Below are 17,869 nucleotides of genomic sequence, written 5' to 3' on the forward strand. Positions count from 1 at the left end.
CCTAAAAATTCGACTGTTTACTCTCAGTTACTCACTACCGATTTTGAGCTTTCTTTTCGCTCTGCGTTTCATACGACGAATAAAGCGTGTCACTCGCCACGCATGCGTAATCGAATAGGCATAGATAAAGAATAAACCGATAAAGCCGATCGTCATCAACCATTGATTCCAATAGTAGTATTCGCCTAATACGCCGATGGTAGAGCAAATCGCCGCCCCGAAGGTAATGACTGCCAGTGCTTGGCGAGAAGTTAAACCGGCGCGCATCATTAAATGGTGTAAATGTAGGCGGTCCGGTCTGAACGGACTTTTGCCCTTTTTCAAACGGCGAATAATGACCGCCACCATATCGATTAGCGGCACGGCAATCAGCCATAAACCGGTAATCGGACTAATCGTATGCCCTTGACCTTGGGTACTAAGCAACAGAATCCAAATAATCGTAAACCCAATCAGGGTACTGCCCGAATCGCCCATAAAAACTTTCCATTTGGCGCCGAATACGCTGAGGTTAAACATCGCATACGGAATCAAGACGACAATAATCGCAAAACACCAATAGGCTAACGTGTATTGCTCGTCCAGCCACATCAGCACGCCGATACCGGCAAAACTGGCGCTGGAAAGGCCGGCTAATAAGCCGTCGATACCGTCCACCATATTAAACGCATTAATCACGCCGATCGTGACAAACACGGTAAAAATAATGCCGAGAATCCCAAGCTCGATACTAAACGGCGCAATCACTTGCCCTAAGCTATCTAAAGACAGTCCGTTATAAATCATGAGACCGGCTAACCCGGCTTGAATGCCGGCGCGTAAAAACGGGCTTACGTCAAAACGGTCGTCCAACACCCCGATAACCAATAGAATAGTCACCGCCGCAAGATACAACCAAGGTAAACGCATATCTTGCCATTCCATAAAATAGAAGGTCAGATTACCTAAAAATAGGGCTATCCCGCCGATTAACGGGATTAAGCCTTGGTGACGTTTACGAAAGTTCGGTTTATCGACCAAACCGATTTTTTCCGCAACCGGTCTCATAAAAATCAGACTGGCGAACGACACCACAAAAACAGCAAGAAAAGTAAGCCACATAAGGGGTTAGCTCCCTCAAAATCAATATAAAAAAGTGTGTAAAGAATATCACAAAGGCGAGGACTCTCAAATTTTTTTAGGTTATTTGGGCTTTTTTTTATAAAATGGATAAATATAAAGTTTGCTTTATTTCGTTTAAGAATAACTTTAGAAAATCCATGACATACTTTCTCTATTACTGTTCTTTGCTTAGCCAAAGAAAAGTAACCAAAACAAGCGGTTATTTTTAAACTATTTTTTGTAAAGCGAAACCTTGTCGATCAACGCTATTCAGAATTTCAATTTAAGGAATCATTTATGTCTAAATCAGAACAACTATTTGAAAAAGCTCAAAAAGTTATCCCAGGCGGGGTCAATTCACCGGTGCGTGCGTTTAAAGGGGTAGGCGGTACGCCGGTATTTATCCAAAAAGCGGAAGGTGCGTATATTACCGATTCGGACGGTAAAAAATATATCGATTACGTCGGTTCTTGGGGACCGATGGTATTAGGTCATAATCATCCGGCAATTATCGATGCAGTATTGAAAGCGGTACCGAACGGTTTAAGTTTCGGTGCGCCGACCGAAAGCGAAATCACTCTCGCTGAATTGGTCACCAAATTAGTCCCTTCTATCGAATTAGTCCGTATGGTCAGCTCAGGTACCGAAGCAACCATGTCGGCAATTCGTTTAGCACGTGGTTATACCGGTCGTGACAAAATTATCAAATTTGAAGGCTGCTACCACGGCCATTCCGATTCGCTCTTAGTGAAAGCCGGTTCCGGCGCATTAACCCTAGGTCAGCCGAGCGGTCCGGGTGTCCCTGCCGATTTTGCGAAGCACACGCTCACTTGTACTTATAACGATTTAGATTCGGTAAAAACCGCTTTCGAACAATATCCGAATGAAATCGCCTGTTTAATCGTCGAGCCTGTTGCCGGCAATATGAACTGTATTCCGCCGAAAAATGATTTCTTAAAAGGTTTACGTGCTTTATGTGATCAATACGGTGCGGTGTTTATTATTGATGAAGTGATGACCGGTTTCCGTGTCGCATTAGGCGGTGCGCAAGCCTATTACGATGTTAAACCGGATTTAACCACACTCGGTAAAATTATCGGCGGCGGTATGCCGGTCGGTGCGTTCGGCGGTAAAAAAGAGATTATGGAATACATTGCACCGACAGGGCCGGTATATCAGGCGGGTACGCTTTCAGGTAACCCGATTGCGATGGCAGCCGGTTTAGCTTGTTTAACCGAACTCTCCAAAGCGGGCAACCAAGAGAAACTTGCCGCACAAACCAAAACGTTAGCGGAAGGTTTAAAAGCATTAGCGGCAAAACATAACGTACCCTTTACCGCACAATATGTCGGCGGTATGTTCGGTTTATTCTTTACCGAGCAGGCGGAAATCACGAATTTCCAAGAGGTGATGAAATGCGATGCGGCGAAATTCAACCGCTTCTTCCATTTAATGTTGGAACAGGGGGTGTATCTTGCGCCAAGCGCATTTGAAGCGGGCTTTATGTCGCTTGCCCATAGCGATGAAGATATTCAAGCGACTCTAGTAGCGGCGGACAAAGCCTTTGCTCAATTATAATTAACGCCTTTATCCGCCCTCAAGCGACGATCGTGTTGAGGGCGGATTGCCATTTAAACTAAAAAGATATACGGCAAAATATTCATAATAGCGGCGGTGGTGACCGCTAAAATCAATTTGGATAAGCCGAACATCAGCCCTTGATTCTCGCCTCTATCCAATTTCACTAACATATTGGCGAGTGCCGTATTTGCAAATAACCCGACCAACGCAAAAATAACCAAATATAAAAACGCCGTCGCCTCGGACAAATATTCCAGTGCGTAAAACCACGGCACAATCAATAATGCAATCAAAATCGGCGCAATATAATTCAGTTTTACCACCCCGAAATTAATATGACGTGAAAAACCGGTTTGTAGCAGTACCGCAATTAAATTATTGATAAAAAACGCAATCGGCACCAATTCTTGTCTATCCAACAATTCGGTAAAAATATACGGAAAAATCACATAAAACGCCGAGCCCATTCCTAACGGAATAAATAGCAATAAATGGACGAAAATAAACCGCTTGTTAATTACCTCTTTAAACTGCGCAAAGCGGAAAGGCGCAAAACGAAAATCGCATTTTCTTCTCGGCATCATTCGCCACATAAAAAGTAACATAACGACTTCAATCGCACAGCAACACCAAATAAGCCATTCCGCTTTTTGATAATGAATAAACGGAATGGAAATTAACGGAGCGACCATAGACGCCATACTGGAGATTTTAAGGAATTTACCTTGCGCCTTGGTTTTAGACGCATAACCGTCGTCGGCATTGGAAAGCAGAAAGGCGCGCGCATTCGTACTAAATAGCGTACTGCCTAGCCCGAAACAAAATGTTGCCAGCAGTAATAAACCGTAGTGGTTTGTGGTAAGCAATAAAATATAGCCCAACGCATCCAGTAAACAACCTAACATCATCACCGGCGTTCGTCCGTAACGATCTCCCCATGAACCGGCGAATAGCGAAAAAGCCTGACTGGCAAACACTAATAAAGAAAAGGCACTGGCGATTTGTGCCGTATCAAAGCCTTTGTGTTTCATTAAATAAATAAAAAACACACTTTGCATCGCCGTATAAGCGAGTCCGGAAAAAAAGCGTCTCCATAAAATAATATTCTGCACGTTCATACGTTATATCCTTTTTCTTTTATGCAGATCGAAAATCTCTCTTACGAATCCCTAGTACGAATAACGAACTAAAATACACGATCGCCGCCAATACGATTAACCAGCCTAACCAATATACTTTTAACCAAATATTCATCGCATACCAGCTTTCGATATTTGGCGAAAAATAAGCGACCGATGCGCCCATTAAACAAGCGGAAATCGCGACTTTTAAGACGAATATGCCCGTTTTCGCCGTTACTTTATACACTCCGGATTGAGCAAGCCCGCGATAAAGTAGCGACGCATTAACCGCCGCCGAAAGCGCCGATGCCATTGCCAAGCCCAAATAGCCGAACGGGATTGCCAATACGCCGAAACAGATATTACAAACGGTAGCGATCATACCGATCTTGACCGGTGTTTTGGTATTTTGGCGGGCATAGAAGCCGTTTGCTAAAATATTGATAAGCATATAACTGTTTAATCCCAAGCACATAATCCATAAGGCATGGGAAGTAGCAATCACATCGGATAAACCGAATTTGCCGCGCATAAAGATGGTCATCATTAACGGCTGGGCTAATACCGCGATACCAATCATTGCCGGAATACCGAGTAATAACACCATTCTTACGCCCCAGTCCATCGTGCCTTGGAACTCTACCGCACGTTGTACTTCGTCAATCTCTTTCTTTTTCGCAATACGAGATAAACTCGGTAATACTACCGTAGAAATCGCAATGCCGAATAACCCGAGCGGAAACTCGATTAAGCGATCGGAATAATATAACCAAGTAATCGAACCGGTGACTAAAAAGCTGGCAATCACTTGGTTAATTAACAAATTAAGCTGGGTTACCGAAACCCCGAATAATGCCGGAATCATTAAATTTCGGACTTTAGTCACCCCTTCGTCTTTCCACGCCCATTTCGGTTTAACCAGTAAACCTTCTTTTTTCATAAACGGGATTTGGAATAAGAATTGCAACAATCCGCCGAGGAAAATACCCCAAGCTAAGGCAACATCAGGTTGTTCAAAATAATCCGCACCGAATAACGCCATACTGATCATCGCAATATTTAGCAATACCGGCGAAAACGCCATCACACCAAACTTACCGATGGTATTTAAAACCGCTCCGGACAACGCAACGAAAGTAATAAACCACAAGTAAGGAAAAGTGATTTTCAGCAGTAATGAGGCTTGAGTGAATTTTTGTGCGTCAGGGCCGTCGTTTACCCAATCCATAAACCAACCGGTACCGAATAAAGCGGCAACCACCGGCGAACCAATCATTGCCACTAAAGTGACAACCGTGACTAAACCGCCTAAGGTTCCCGACACTTTGGCGACAAACTCACGGGTTTTATCCAAATCGTTGTCGGCGTTATATTCGGCAAGCACCGGTACGAACGCCTTTGAAAAAGCGCCTTCCGCAAAGAGGCGGCGTAAAAAATTCGGAATACGGTTGGCAAACAGAAAGACGTCCGACATTGCGCCGGCACCGAGTAAGCCGGCGATCACCACATCACGCACGAGTCCGAGAACCCGAGAAATCAAGGTCATTGAACTGACAATCATGCCCGACTTTAAAAGTTTTTTGCTCATAAGCGTTATAAATTCATATCAAAATTAAAGGATAGCAGTTTAACAAAAGGGCTTTGAATACGTTATCGGAAACGCCGCATAAGTTAAACTTTTCTTGATCTTAATCGCGGTTTGTTACAAGCGGTTCGTTTTTATCCATTTTTTACAAAAATCTCTCAAGATCCGACCGCTTATCCTAAGATCCCCATAGAAATTGCACGGAATTTTATCAGTTTGTTGTAGGAAAATCAGAAAAAAACTGATAAAATCTCCGCCTATCGTTTTCTATCAGTAAAACGGTGTTATTTTCAAGCACGTGTCTCGTTGAAAATGAATTTAAACTATCGATAGCTAAACATAAACCAACGTTTATGTTTTTTAATTTTTACACAGATATTTTAGGAGTTTGACCTTGGCTAATATCAAGTCAGCAAAAAAACGTGCGGTTCAATCTGAAAAACGCCGCCAACACAACGCAAGCCAACGCTCAATGATGCGTACATTCATCAAGAAAGTATACGCGGCAGTAGCGGCAGGCGATAAAGCAGCTTCACAAGCAGCTTTCGTTGAAATGCAAAAAGTAGTGGACCGTATGGCATCTAAAGGCTTAATCCACGCTAACAAAGCAGCTAACCACAAAGCAAAATTAGCAGCTCAAATCAAAAAATTAGCGTAATTGCTTTTTGTATAAAAGAACCGACCGAAGGGTCGGTTTTTTTACGTCTGTTTGCTCTATAAGAAAAATGTGCCTAATTGGAATAATTTCTCAATTTCACCCACTTGTTTTTTATCGTTTACAAAGATAATCACGCTGTCGTTTTCTTCAATTTCCGTCGATTTATGCGCAATTAACACTTCATCGCGACGCACTATCGCACCGACAACCGCTCCCTGCGGCAATTTTAATTCTCGTATCGTTCTGCCGACTACTTTGGACGATTCCTGATCGCCGTGCGCAATCACTTCGATACATTCCGCCTGCCCCTGTTTTAGAGAAGCCACTTGCACGATATCGCCTTTACGTACGTGACTGGATAAGGCGGAAATGGTCGCTTGTTTCGGTGACAGCGCAATATCGATCGTACCGCCTTGAATCAGATGCAAATATGCCGTACGCTGTACTAATACAATCGCTTTCTGCGCACCTAATCGTTTAGCCAATAACGCTGACATAATATTGGCTTCGTCATCGCCGCTTAACGCCAAAAATAAATCTATATTCTCGATATGTTCTTCAAACAAGAGTTCCTGATCCGACGCATCGCCGCACAATACTAGCGTTTTTTCCAACTTCTGCGCCAACTTTTCCGCTCGTTTCGGATCTCGTTCGATCATTTTCACGCTGTATTGTTCTTCAAGATCTTTCGCCAGCCCCATACCGATACTGCCACCGCCGACGATCATCACTCGCTTATGCGGTTTATCCAAGCGTTGCATTTCGCTCATCACCGCTTTTATATTATGAGTCGCGCAGATAAAGAACACTTCATCGCCCGCTTCAATAATGGTCGAGCCTTGCGGCAAAATCGCTCGTTCTTGACGGAAAATCGCAACGACACGCGCTTCGATATAAGGCAAATGATCACGTAAAGCGGAAATCGGATAACCGACTAACGGACCGCCGTAATAGGCTTTTACGCTGACCAAACTCACCAATTCATTGGCGAAATGCGCCACTTGTAACGCACCGGGGTAATTAATCAGACGTAAGATTTCTTTTTTTACCAACACTTCCGGTGCGATAATATGGTCGATCGGCAATGCCGCATCATTAAACAGCTGATCTTTTTCTCGTACGTAATCGGAATTACGAATACGGGCGATTTTGGTCGGAATATGGAACAAGGTATGCGCAATTTGACAGGCAATCATATTGGTTTCGTCACTTTCGGTAACCGCTACCAATAAATCCGCATCACTTGCTCCCGCATCACGTAAAATTCTCGGCGATGCGCCGTTGCCTTTTAATACTTGCAAATCGTGCTTATCTTGCAGCGTGTTCAAACGACTTTGATCATCATCGATCAAAGTAATATCGTTATCCTCACTCACTAAGTTTTCCGCAAGGGTCGAACCGACTTGACCCGCACCTAAAATAATAATTTTCATTTTAAAATCCAATTACCAAAAGATAAATATGCCTTTATCTTACGGCAATTTATTGTTTGATTAATTTCGCATAAAAGAAACCGTCACCGCCCTGTTCTTGCGGGAAAAACTGTTTCATTGCGGTTTTTTCGCCGTTAAAGTCCATTTCTACCCATTCGGCATCCGAATGGCTTGCGACAAAACGGGTAATCTGCTCGCCGTTTTCTTCCGGTAGAACCGAACAAGTCGCATAAACCAATACGCCATTCGGTTTTAATCTGCCCCATAATGCTTCAAGAATTTTCGCCTGTAACGCGACTAATTCGGCAATATCGTTTTCTTTACGTAACCATTTAATATCCGGATGACGGCGAATTACGCCGGTGGCGGAACAAGGCGCATCGAGCAAAATACGGTCAAACATCACACCGTCGTCCAACCATTCCGCCGGTTTAGACGCATCGCCGCAAATCACCGTTGCCGTCTGTCCAAGACGAGCTAAATTCTCACGTACACGTTTTAGACGGCTTTCTTCAATATCTAACGCAATTACCTTCGCTTGCGGTGCGACTTCTAAAATATGCGTAGTTTTGCCTCCCGGTGCTGCACAAGCGTCTAAAATTAATTCGCCGTTTTGTGCTTCCAACAAAGCTGCCGACCACTGAGCGTGGGCATCTTGTACCGTCGCCCAACCTTGTTCAAAATTCATCAATTTATTAACTGGTACCGGATTGGCTAATAAAATTGCCGATTCAGGCACGCAAGCGGTCATATTTTCCGAATTTTTTGCAACCAGATCGCCTAACAAGACACGGTAATCTTGCGGTTTAATCCGCTGAATATTGCTACGAATCCACATCGGCGGACGTTGATTGTTCGCATCGATAATTTCTCGCCAATTCGGATAGGCTTTTTTCAATTTATTCACAAACCATTCGGGATGAAGCGTTTGCCAATTTTTATCGAATTTAGCTAACAGAACATCTTTTTCACGTAAAAAACGGCGTAATACGCCATTAATAAGCGCTTTAAAATTATCCAATTTAAGCGATTTTGCCGCATTAACCACTTCATCAACCGCCGCAAATTCCGGCACTCGCATATAAAGCAACTGATAAAGCCCGACCAATAACAAGCAATGTACCAAACGTGTTTTACCTTTTAACGGTTTTTCCACCGCTTGTGCAATGACTGCCTCAAGGCGCGGTAATGTTCGGCATACACCAAAACTAATCTCTTGCACTAACGGTAAATCTTTCGCCTCTAATTTTGCTTGCGATTCTGGGATTAAGGTGGCAAGCGATTTGCCTTGATCGAGAACTTGTAAAATAATTTGTGCGGCAACCGCACGGGCATTTTGTTTTTTCATTAATTTATTCTTATCAGAAGGTATCTTGATCACGTAATAAATGAATATTACCTTTTCGTCTTAAAAAGCCCGAGCGGTCAAAATATTCGATCAGCTGAACGGTTAATTTACGTCCCCACTGAATTTCATCACGTAGCTGATTCACTGAAACAGAGCCGTTTCGTTCTACAATCTCTTTCACTAATTGAGCCAGTTCGATCATTCTCTCGCTGAGCAAGAAACGATCTTTCACAATCGGAATTAAGTAGCCTAATTTACCGGCTTTATAGAGCAAGTTTCGCATTTCGGTTTCATCGCAACATAATTCCGTTGCAATATCACGCACCCAAAGCGCTTCATTTTTGCTTTCGAACAGCGGTCGAATTTGTTGCCAAAGTTGCAATTCCTCCGCCGAAAATTCGATACGATGATTCGGTAAATGAACCCAACCTCGGGTTTGTGCCAGCTGTTTGTTTTCGATTAAGTCGTCAATAAATTGATAAGCCAGTTGTTCCGGCTGATCTAATGCGGCAATACGATATAATCTCGCTTTGGTTACGCCTAATTGGTCATTGTGATTTTGATGATACTCGGTAAGTTTTTCGATAATACTTTGCTGAATGCGTTGCTTAAATTCAGCGGTAAAAATCCATTTCGACTGCACATCAAAACCGAGTTTTGCCAAATTTTGCGTAAAACATTGCTCACGCCATAATAACGTATCGAGCTGTTCCGCTCTATTCTTTAAGTAAAGCGGGATTCTCTGCATATAAGCGGTCGTTTTTGCCAACTCTTTTACTAAGGCAAGGCGTTGTTCTGTTCGCTTATAGCGTTTCGGCGAATCAATTTCTAAAACTTCCGCTCCTGCTAAGGTTTGGCTGTCATCGCCACTACGAATAATCAGTTTATCCGTCACCGCCATTGCTAACGGCGCATCGAAAATAATTTCTGCAAAAGTTTCACTGTTTTTAACCGCTTGTTTTTCGGTTAAGAGATTCAACTTGCCGGTGACGTGCGAAGCAAAATGGTATAAATGCACAATATGATTTTCTTTTAGGTTTTGTGCGGTCTGCATTTTAACCGTAATTCTATCGGTAAACTGCGGCAGCAGTTCGGTAATCCAGTCGCCGCGCTGAATTTGCTCTTTTTCCGCATTGGCAAGATTCAATGCTAAACGTTGCCCTGCCGTACCGATTTCCGCTGGCTGATTTTGTGCGTGAATTTGCTTAATTCGAACTTTTTGACCGCTTGATAAATAAAACTCGTCACCGATTTTAACTTTACCCGCCACTGCCGTTCCGGTTACGACCAAACCGGCACCTTTGATATTAAATACTCGGTCAATCGCATATCGAAACGGCTTTTCAAGATGAGCCTGTTGTCGGCTTAATTGAATTAACTGATTTCTTAATGCCTCAATACCCTGACCGGTTACGGCAGAAGTGAGGAAAAACGGTGCATCGGAAAGAAACGGATAAGTCGCTTTAATTTTCGTCATAAGTTGTTCGGCTTGCTCCGCCGCCACGCGATCCGCTTTCGTCAAAATCACTAAGATATTGGTAAAATTCAATAAACGCAGAATCTCTAAATGTTCCGCCGTTTGCGGCTTAATCCCTTCTTCCGCCGACACAATCAATAACGCATTTTGTACACCGCCCAGTCCGGCAAGCATATTCGACAGGAATTTTTGGTGTCCCGGTACGTCGATAAAACCGAGAATATCCTCTTCAATCGGCAAATAGGCATAGCCTAAATCTATCGTTAAACCACGCTTTTTTTCTTCCGGTAAATGTGCCGTATCGGTACCTGTTAAGGCTTGTAATAGGGTCGTTTTACCATGGTCCACGTGTCCGCTGGTAACAAAAATCATGCTTCCTCCAACATATTTAACAACTGTTCAAACTGTGCCGCCGAACGTACGTCCAACCAAAATTTTTGCTGAGCAAATCGCCCGATTATCGGACTTGGCAAGGCTTTAAATCTTTTTTCTAATTCCAGTAAATCACTCTGTTTCTCGGCAAAAACCGTGACTGCGACCGAAGCTAAGGTTTCGGTCGGTAACGAACCGCTCCCGATTTGAGCAAGACTCGGTTCCACTTGCAAAATATAACGGGAATCCAACCGCTTGTTCAGCACCGCTTTTAAACGTTCCGCTTTGGCTTGCAAGGTTGCAATAGATTGAGTTAATAAATTAAACGTCGGCACTTCATCGGTTAATTTTTCCGGGAAAAGATAATGACGAAGTGTCGCTTCCAATGCCGATAAAATCACTTTATCGCAACGCAATACCCGCTTGAGCGGATGCGATTGAAGTGCATCAATCAATGCCTTTTTCCCAACAATAATACCCGCTTGCGGCCCGCCCAATAGTTTATCGCAAGAAAACGAAACCAAATCAACGCCTGCCGCTACTTTCTGTTGTACCATCGGTTCGGCCGGCAAGCCGAGTGCCGCCATATCCGTCAGCGAACCGCTACCCAAATCACTGATAACTGGCAAATCAAATTCTTTCGCCAATTCCACTAATTCTTCTTCCGAAACCGATTTGGTAAAACCTTGAATATGGTAATTACTGGTATGCACTTTCATTAAAAAAGCGGTATTTTCATTAATCGCATTACGATAATCCCGTAAATGAGTACGATTAGTCGTGCCGACTTCAACTAATTTACAGCCGGCTTGCGCCATAATATCCGGAATGCGAAACGCTCCGCCGATTTCCACCAGCTCGCCGCGAGAAACAATCACTTCTTTGCCTTGCGCAAATGTGGCTAACATCAATAAGACCGCAGCGGCATTATTATTGACGATACAGGCCGCTTCCGCACCGGTAATCTGTTGAATTAATTGAGAGATATACAGATCTCGATGGCTGCGTTTCCCTTCGTCGATATCGAATTCTAACGCAACGTTATTTCGCATCGCATTGGCGGCGGCGGCAATCGCATTTTCCGACCACAGCCCTCGCCCTAAATTGGTATGTAGCACCGTACCGGTCAGATTAAACACGGTTTTGCTAGATACCATACGCTTTTTTTGCAGATTTTGTTCAATCAAGCTAAAAATAGAAGATTGTTCGTTCATAAACGCAGGTAAACATTGCTGTTTAATAATCTGTTCACGTGCGTTTTCTATCAATGTACGCGCTTCTTGAACAAAGGCTTGATGTCCGAATCTTTCAATTAAATCAATACCTTGAGGGTTTTTCATCAATTTGTCGATAGCGGGAATGGTACGAAATAATTTTTGCATAATAAAAAATGTTAAGAAATTTTGGACAATTCTAATAAATAAAGTAGAATACCGCTACTCTTTAAAGGAAGCGAGTCATCTCCGGTGAGGTGGCAGGATTTCAAATCCTGTTGAGGACGCCAGCGTTCTTGGGTGGGTTCGACTCCCATTCGCTTCCGCCAATTATTTTCAATTCTATGACCAAATCTATTTGTATCATCACAGGCAGTACCCTCGGTGGAGCGGAATACGTTGCCGACCATCTCGAAAGTTGTTTAAAAACACAAAACTTTACCGTTGAATTATTTAACCAAGCGACCTTAGCGGATATTCAACAGCAAGCGCATTTAATTGTAGTAACTTCAACCCACGGTGCGGGCGAATTGCCGGATAACATCAAACCGTTATTTGACGAGTTGGCGGCAAGCGATTTGGATCTCAGCGGTATGAAATTCGGTGTGGTCGGTTTAGGCAGCACCGATTACGATACTTTCTGTCATTCGGTGGATATTGTTGAAAACGGTCTAACTGCCAAAGGTGCGAAACAGGTATGTGAATCGGTTCGTATTGATGTGGCAAATAATTTTGATCACGACGGCACCGCAGAAGCATGGTTGCCAAGTTTTGTTGAGAAACTTTAAAACTCCTTCCAAAACAAAGAGTTAGTAACAATCATTACTAGCTCTTTTTTTACCAATCCCGTCAAATTTTTCTTATACCTGCTAACAACTAATCTAATTCAGTCATCATTTCTATATATAAATTATAAATGAGATTTTTTTTGTAAATTAAAGAGCTTTTACAAAAATAAAAAACTTTACAAAAATCAAGAAATATATTAATCTTGCTATTATAGTAGTAATGAGTTTCATTTGTATTTATTAAGGTCTATATGATTGAGAAGAAGAGCTATTGCTATATACGGTAGGTTTGCTATTTATATTTAACTATTTCCAAGGGAGATGAAGTGGAAAATTTTCTACAAAAGATGAAGCATATTTTTAATAAGTATAAACAGAATTTATTTAAACATTAGAGAGTAGCATGAAAGAATTTATAATTTTGATTTCTGTAATTATAGCTCCAGTAATTATTGTTAAGTTATTAGATTTATCCATATTTACAAGAATATCTAAAAATAAAGAACAAAATGAACTATATCAAATAATATGTTATATAACTATTATATTAATGATAACCATATACAAAAATAAATTTTAATTATATAGGAGACATATGTGAAAGAATTGAATATCAAGGATTGTGAAATCGTAACCGGAGGGGTTGCTCCCTTAGTTTGGGCTGCTGCCGGTGTTGCTACATACTTAGGTACAAAATTATATTCAGGGGAAGATGTAACCGCCATTGGTGTAGTTAGTTCTGCAATTGGTGGTAGCATAGGCGGAGGTATTTCGGCTATAGCGAGAACAAGCACAACCCTAAGACCAATTGTAGGAGGATTTGCTGGCGGTGCAGCTGAAGGTTTTGTTAATAGTAGTTATCAAGGTATGAAAAGTAATAATTCTCCATCTTCATCACCCCGAAATCAATCGGGTTCAGATTATGGTGACGGTTGTAACTATCAATAATTATTTGGAGAGAAAAATGAAAATTCATTTTCCTATTTCTTATCAAGAATTTATTGATAATTATTTTGAGAAAAAGCCTCTATTGATGAAAAATGCAGTCAATCAGAATGAACTATTATCTTGGAAAGATATCAATGAAATCTTACCTCGTTGTAATCTTATCTCTGAAGATGCAGTTAAACTTATGTATCAAGGGAAAAAATTAAATAAAGAATACTACCTAGAGGAATATGACGATTTAGGTACTATCCGATATAAATTTCATGAAGAAAATTTATATAGCTTCTTAAGAGATGGAGCAACCTTGGTTGCTAATGGATTAGTAAATGAGCCTAGTATTGATACTTTTTCTCAAGAAATAGCTCAATTTATAGGATGCCATATATTTTCAAGTTTATATATTGCATTTAATACTCAACGTTCTTTTAAAAGTCATTGGGATAGCCGAGATATTTTTGCTATACAAATGCAAGGGAAAAAACGTTGGGTAGTACACTCTCCAACATTTAAGAATCCTTTATTTATGCATCGTAGTAAAGATATGCCGGAATATGATCCTGAATTAAATAACATTTATATGGACATCATTTTAGAAGCCGGAGATATCCTTTATCTTCCTCGTGGCTGGTGGCATGACCCGATTCCTGTTGGTGAAGAAACAGTACATTTAGCCATTGGAATATTTCCCGCTTATACAAATAATTATCTAACTTGGATTGCTCAAAATATTGTTGAAAAAGAGATTGCGAGAGCATCTCTATTATATTACGAGAGAGATCAAGAATTACTAGAACAACTAGCGCTTCAAACAGCAGAATATATTAGAGATAAAGAAAATTATCGTAAATTTATTGAAAATTTCTATGGCAAAAAACGGATAGAAAGACCATTAAAATTAGAAATATTAAGGAATTATCAACATGAATCAATTATTGATAATCAGAGAATATCTTTAAACATAAAGAATCATTATTTTAATTATGGAAATAAAATTATTTCAAATGGTTATGCCATCTCTATAGATGAAGAATTTAGTAAAATTATACAATTTTTGAAACAGGGTAATGAGGTCACAGTAGGTAATATTTTAAACAACGTATCTAAAGATAAAAGAGAGAAACTATCGGAGCTTATTTGGAAATTAGCTTATATTGGTGTTTTAAAATTAACCTAATTATATAAGCTCCGTAGATAACAAAAATTGTTTTATTCTTATCAAACATACTAAATATCTTCATAGATACGACTTTCTTTGAGCATAAATCGGGGATGGGTATTAGTATTGATAGATAGCCTAAGCGAAAAGTGATTTATCATCAAATTTTTATAATAGAACCAGATGAACATTATCGAGCTGCATTAAACAGGCCTAGAGGGGTAGGTGTAAAGACTGTCGAAAGACTTCTTTGATACACCAACTCAATAAACATTTGGATAAATGTAATGAAAAGGATATTTCCCCTATATAAGAATATTAAATGAGATTTCTTCGCCAGTCCGAAATATTATTAGAAATATTTATTATCAACCATTTTTTCTATTACACCGTTCAGCAAAAAGGTCGGAATTTGCAAAAAATTTGCAGATTTCGACCGCTTTTTTTACGCTTAAAGCATCGCTTTTAACGCTTCGGTGAGCTGTTGATAACGCTGATATTTTTGTTGGTAAGCAACGAAATTTGCCGGATTCGGTTGCACTTTTAACATTTCCGCTTTTAATACCTGCACTTGTGAAATCTCTGCACCGGTGCCTTGCATTGCCATTAATGCCGCGCCTAAACAGCCTGTTTCTTCCACTTGCGGAATTTCCAATTGCATACCGGTTAAATCGGCGAGCATTTGCAGCCAAATCGGTGATTTGCTCGGTCCGCCGGTTACACGTAATACATTTGCATTCGGGAAACGTTGCTTCATACGGTTGAGGTGGTGCATAAGACTAAACAGCACGCCTTCATAAATTGCCTGCAATAAATGCGCTTGGCTATGGTGCGCTTGCAAGCCGTAGAAGCCCGCTTGCATACCTAAGCCGGCATTCGAGCCGTATAAAAACGGCACAAATAACACGGAACTGGCTGCCGGCGGTAAGCTCGCCACTTGTTGGTTAATTTCCGCATAATCCAATTTCCATTGCTTCACGAACCATTCCAAATTGCCGGCGGAAGTCGGGCTGGCCTCGTGAATGATAAATTTGCCTTCATCCGTATAACGACCATAGACAAACGGCAAGGTTTGAGTCAAGTCGATGTTATCGGTAATGCCGCTGACAACCGACCACGTGCCTAATACCGCATTCAGTTTGTTTTCGTCATCTAAGTCAGCACAACGCGCTGTCGAAACCACATCAAACAAACCGCCGACCACCGGCGTTCCCACCGCTAATCCGGTTAGTTTGGCTGCCGCTTCGGTAACATAGCCGGCAATTTGATTCGGCTTAATTACAGGCGGTAGCTTTTCTAAAATATTTTGTAAACCGAGTAAATCGGCAAGTGTCTGGTCGTATTCGCCGGTTGCCATATTGTAGAGATTGCTTTCGGAAATATTGGTTTCTTCGGCAAATAATTCGCCGGTTAGACAGAATCGTAAATAGTCGTGCGACATCAGGACCGAGCCGATTTGCGCATAACGTTCCGGCTCGTTGTCTTGTACCCAACGCAAAATCGAAACAGGGTGTCCGGTCCATAATGTTTGGCGGGTAATCGGATAAAGTTTTTCCGGAATACCGTCCGCCTGCCACTGTTTCACAATTGCAAGAGAACGTTGATCGGAAGACAGAATCGCTCTGCCAAGCGGTTGGTTTTGCTGATCAAGTAAAAACGCACCTTTGCCTTGCGCCGAAATGCCCACCCCTTTGATAGCGGTCGGATTTACCCCGCTTTTTGCAACAGTTTGACGTACTACCTCGGCACACACTTGCCAAAGTTGTTGCATATCTCGCTCGGCATAGCCCGCCTGTTCGCTGATAACCGCCACATTCTCACGATGAATGCCGTGCAACTCGCCGGTTTGGTCAAAAAGTGCGGCTTTGACAAAAGTGCCGCCGCAGTCTATGCCTAGGTAGTAGTTCATTTTTTGCTCCAATTATTCGAGAGGTGAAAGATTGCCTCCCATGATTGCTATGTTTTTATCCTAGTTTGTTACAAGCGGTCATTTTTGCGAAAAACTTTGCAAATTAGACCGCTTGTAATAGCTTATTTCGCTAACGCATCAATTTGTTTGATAAGGCTGTCGCCGTTTTTTCAATAAAGGCTTTGCGAGTTTCACCTTCAACCGCCGCTTTAAACGGTACGTTATCCACTTGTTCGATCACTTCTACACTCGCTTTACGAAGTTTTTCGATAATGTCTTTTTCGTTTTTCACGTTGAGATCACGCTGGAATTGACCCGCTTCTTTCGCCGCTTCTAACACCGCTTTTTGCAGTTCAGGCGTTAAGCCGTCAAATTTGGCTTTATTCATCACGACGATTAATGGGGTATAACCGTGGTTGGTTAAGCTTAAATGTTTTTGCACTTCATACAATTTTGCCGACCAGAAAATACCAATTGGATGTTCTTGTGCATCCACCGCTCGGGTTTCAAGTGCGGTATAAAGCTCGGAAAGCGGCATTGGTACCGGGTTACCGCCCAATAAGGTGAACGCTTTGATATACATCGGGTTTTGGTTGGTACGGACTTTTAAGCCTTTAATATCTTCCGGTTTGTTTACCGCATGTTTTGAGTTAGAGAAGGCACGGAAGCCGACATCCCAGAACGCTAAGCCTTTTAAGCCTTGTTTTTCAAGATCTTGTAATAAACCTTGACCGATTTCACCGTCTAGCACTTTGTAAACGTGTTCACGATCTTTAAAGATAAACGGAATATCAATTACGTTTAATTTCGGTTCTAAACCGGTAAAGTTAGGCGAACCTGACATTTCAATATCAATCGTACCGCCACGCACACCGCTGATCATGGTTTATGCGTTACCTAATGTGCTGTCCGGGAACAATTTGAGTTTGATTTCCCCTTTGGTTTTGTCTTTTAATAATTCATCAAATTTTTTCGCCGCAACGTGTTGGCTGTCGGAACGAGGGGCTTCATAGCCGAAACGAAGCGAGATTTCCGCATTAGCCACACCTGAAAAAGCGACTGCACTGGCAACGAGAGCTGATAAAGTTTTTAGATTAAAAAGTTTCATAGGGGTCTCCTAAGTGGGTTGGGAATTTGTTGCTTTATTACCCTCTCCCCTTGTGGGAGAGGGACAGAAA

Annotated in this window: 13 protein-coding genes, 1 tRNA gene and 1 pseudogene; 6 read left to right on the forward strand and 9 right to left on the reverse strand. The window is 41.8% G+C overall.

Annotation, left to right across the window (positions count from 1 at the left end; translation table 11 throughout):
* Positions 1-27: 27 nt before the first annotated feature.
* Positions 28-1,101, reverse strand: coding sequence for a UDP-N-acetylglucosamine--undecaprenyl-phosphate N-acetylglucosaminephosphotransferase (wecA, locus tag DY200_RS08090; protein ID WP_005602248.1), 1,074 nt, complete (start codon positions 1,099-1,101; stop codon positions 28-30).
* A gap of 297 nt (positions 1,102-1,398) precedes the next feature.
* Between wecA and hemL the strand changes: the two genes are divergently transcribed.
* Positions 1,399-2,679: a glutamate-1-semialdehyde 2,1-aminomutase gene (hemL, locus tag DY200_RS08095; RefSeq protein WP_115587623.1), complete on the forward strand. Its 1,281-nt coding sequence runs from the start codon at positions 1,399-1,401 to the stop codon at positions 2,677-2,679.
* 53 nt (positions 2,680-2,732) lie between these two features.
* Here hemL and DY200_RS08100 read toward each other — a convergent pair whose 3' ends face one another.
* Positions 2,733-3,800 (reverse strand): MFS transporter, encoded by a 1,068-nt coding sequence (locus DY200_RS08100; protein WP_115587624.1) that lies wholly within the window; start codon positions 3,798-3,800, stop codon positions 2,733-2,735.
* Positions 3,801-3,819: 19 nt separating this feature from the next.
* On the reverse strand, positions 3,820-5,391 hold the full coding sequence (gene murJ, locus DY200_RS08105) for a murein biosynthesis integral membrane protein MurJ (RefSeq protein ID WP_039709317.1): 1,572 nt from the start codon (positions 5,389-5,391) through the stop codon (positions 3,820-3,822).
* A 391-nt stretch (positions 5,392-5,782) separates the two neighbouring features.
* Between murJ and rpsT the strand changes: the two genes are divergently transcribed.
* On the forward strand, positions 5,783-6,046 hold the full coding sequence (gene rpsT, locus DY200_RS08110) for a 30S ribosomal protein S20 (protein ID WP_005619152.1): 264 nt from the start codon (positions 5,783-5,785) through the stop codon (positions 6,044-6,046).
* Between the two features lie 56 nt (positions 6,047-6,102).
* On the opposite strand, the gene trkA is transcribed toward rpsT, so the two are convergent.
* The 4 genes from trkA to selA are packed head-to-tail and all read right to left on the reverse strand — an operon-like array spanning position 6,103 to position 12,058.
* A complete protein-coding gene (gene trkA / locus DY200_RS08115) occupies positions 6,103-7,479 on the reverse strand; it encodes a Trk system potassium transporter TrkA (protein WP_115587625.1) in 1,377 nt (458 codons plus the stop codon).
* A 49-nt stretch (positions 7,480-7,528) separates the two neighbouring features.
* Positions 7,529-8,827, reverse strand: coding sequence for a 16S rRNA (cytosine(967)-C(5))-methyltransferase RsmB (gene rsmB / locus DY200_RS08120; protein WP_115587626.1), 1,299 nt, complete (start codon positions 8,825-8,827; stop codon positions 7,529-7,531).
* A 13-nt stretch (positions 8,828-8,840) separates the two neighbouring features.
* Positions 8,841-10,676 (reverse strand): selenocysteine-specific translation elongation factor, encoded by a 1,836-nt coding sequence (gene selB / locus DY200_RS08125; protein WP_115587627.1) that lies wholly within the window; start codon positions 10,674-10,676, stop codon positions 8,841-8,843.
* Positions 10,673-12,058 (reverse strand): L-seryl-tRNA(Sec) selenium transferase, encoded by a 1,386-nt coding sequence (gene selA / locus DY200_RS08130; protein WP_115587628.1) that lies wholly within the window; start codon positions 12,056-12,058, stop codon positions 10,673-10,675. The genes selB and selA overlap by 4 nt, the downstream gene beginning before the upstream one ends.
* Before the next feature lie 66 nt (positions 12,059-12,124).
* Between selA and DY200_RS08135 the strand changes: the two genes are divergently transcribed.
* The 4 genes from DY200_RS08135 to DY200_RS08150 all read left to right on the forward strand — a co-directional run bounded on the left by DY200_RS08135 (position 12,125) and on the right by DY200_RS08150 (position 14,800).
* Positions 12,125-12,219 (forward strand) — tRNA-Sec (locus tag DY200_RS08135).
* Between the two features lie 15 nt (positions 12,220-12,234).
* Positions 12,235-12,678 (forward strand): FMN-binding protein MioC, encoded by a 444-nt coding sequence (gene mioC / locus DY200_RS08140; protein ID WP_115587629.1) that lies wholly within the window; start codon positions 12,235-12,237, stop codon positions 12,676-12,678.
* A 597-nt stretch (positions 12,679-13,275) separates the two neighbouring features.
* Positions 13,276-13,626, forward strand: coding sequence for a hypothetical protein (locus DY200_RS08145; protein WP_115587630.1), 351 nt, complete (start codon positions 13,276-13,278; stop codon positions 13,624-13,626).
* Between the two features lie 16 nt (positions 13,627-13,642).
* The gene (locus tag DY200_RS08150) at positions 13,643-14,800 is read left to right on the forward strand and encodes a cupin domain-containing protein (protein WP_218565494.1); all 1,158 of its coding nucleotides are present in this window, start codon (positions 13,643-13,645) and stop codon (positions 14,798-14,800) included.
* A gap of 433 nt (positions 14,801-15,233) precedes the next feature.
* Here DY200_RS08150 and DY200_RS08155 read toward each other — a convergent pair whose 3' ends face one another.
* The gene (locus DY200_RS08155) at positions 15,234-16,691 is read right to left on the reverse strand and encodes an FGGY-family carbohydrate kinase (RefSeq protein ID WP_115587632.1); all 1,458 of its coding nucleotides are present in this window, start codon (positions 16,689-16,691) and stop codon (positions 15,234-15,236) included.
* 122 nt (positions 16,692-16,813) lie between these two features.
* Positions 16,814-17,799, reverse strand: a pseudogene (locus tag DY200_RS08160) (TRAP transporter substrate-binding protein).
* Positions 17,800-17,869 lie beyond the last annotated feature (70 nt).

Source organism: Actinobacillus lignieresii, from assembly GCF_900444945.1.
In the GTDB taxonomy this organism is placed as follows: Bacteria; Pseudomonadota; Gammaproteobacteria; order Enterobacterales; family Pasteurellaceae; genus Actinobacillus; species Actinobacillus lignieresii.

Bases quoted from the DNA above. Each gene is read 5' to 3' on its own strand.
- rsmB (WP_115587626.1), bottom strand. From the start codon at position 8,827: ATGAAAAAACAAAATGCCCGTGCGGTTGCCGCACAAATTATTTTACAA.
- selA (WP_115587628.1), bottom strand. From the start codon at position 12,058: ATGCAAAAATTATTTCGTACCATTCCCGCTATCGACAAATTGATGAAA.
- murJ (WP_039709317.1), bottom strand. From the start codon at position 5,391: ATGAGCAAAAAACTTTTAAAGTCGGGCATGATTGTCAGTTCAATGACC.
- mioC (WP_115587629.1), top strand. From the start codon at position 12,235: ATGACCAAATCTATTTGTATCATCACAGGCAGTACCCTCGGTGGAGCG.
- DY200_RS08150 (WP_218565494.1), top strand. From the start codon at position 13,643: ATGAAAATTCATTTTCCTATTTCTTATCAAGAATTTATTGATAATTAT.
- hemL (WP_115587623.1), top strand. From the start codon at position 1,399: ATGTCTAAATCAGAACAACTATTTGAAAAAGCTCAAAAAGTTATCCCA.
- wecA (WP_005602248.1), bottom strand. From the start codon at position 1,101: ATGTGGCTTACTTTTCTTGCTGTTTTTGTGGTGTCGTTCGCCAGTCTG.
- DY200_RS08100 (WP_115587624.1), bottom strand. From the start codon at position 3,800: ATGAACGTGCAGAATATTATTTTATGGAGACGCTTTTTTTCCGGACTC.
- trkA (WP_115587625.1), bottom strand. From the start codon at position 7,479: ATGAAAATTATTATTTTAGGTGCGGGTCAAGTCGGTTCGACCCTTGCG.
- selB (WP_115587627.1), bottom strand. From the start codon at position 10,676: ATGATTTTTGTTACCAGCGGACACGTGGACCATGGTAAAACGACCCTA.
- DY200_RS08155 (WP_115587632.1), bottom strand. From the start codon at position 16,691: ATGAACTACTACCTAGGCATAGACTGCGGCGGCACTTTTGTCAAAGCC.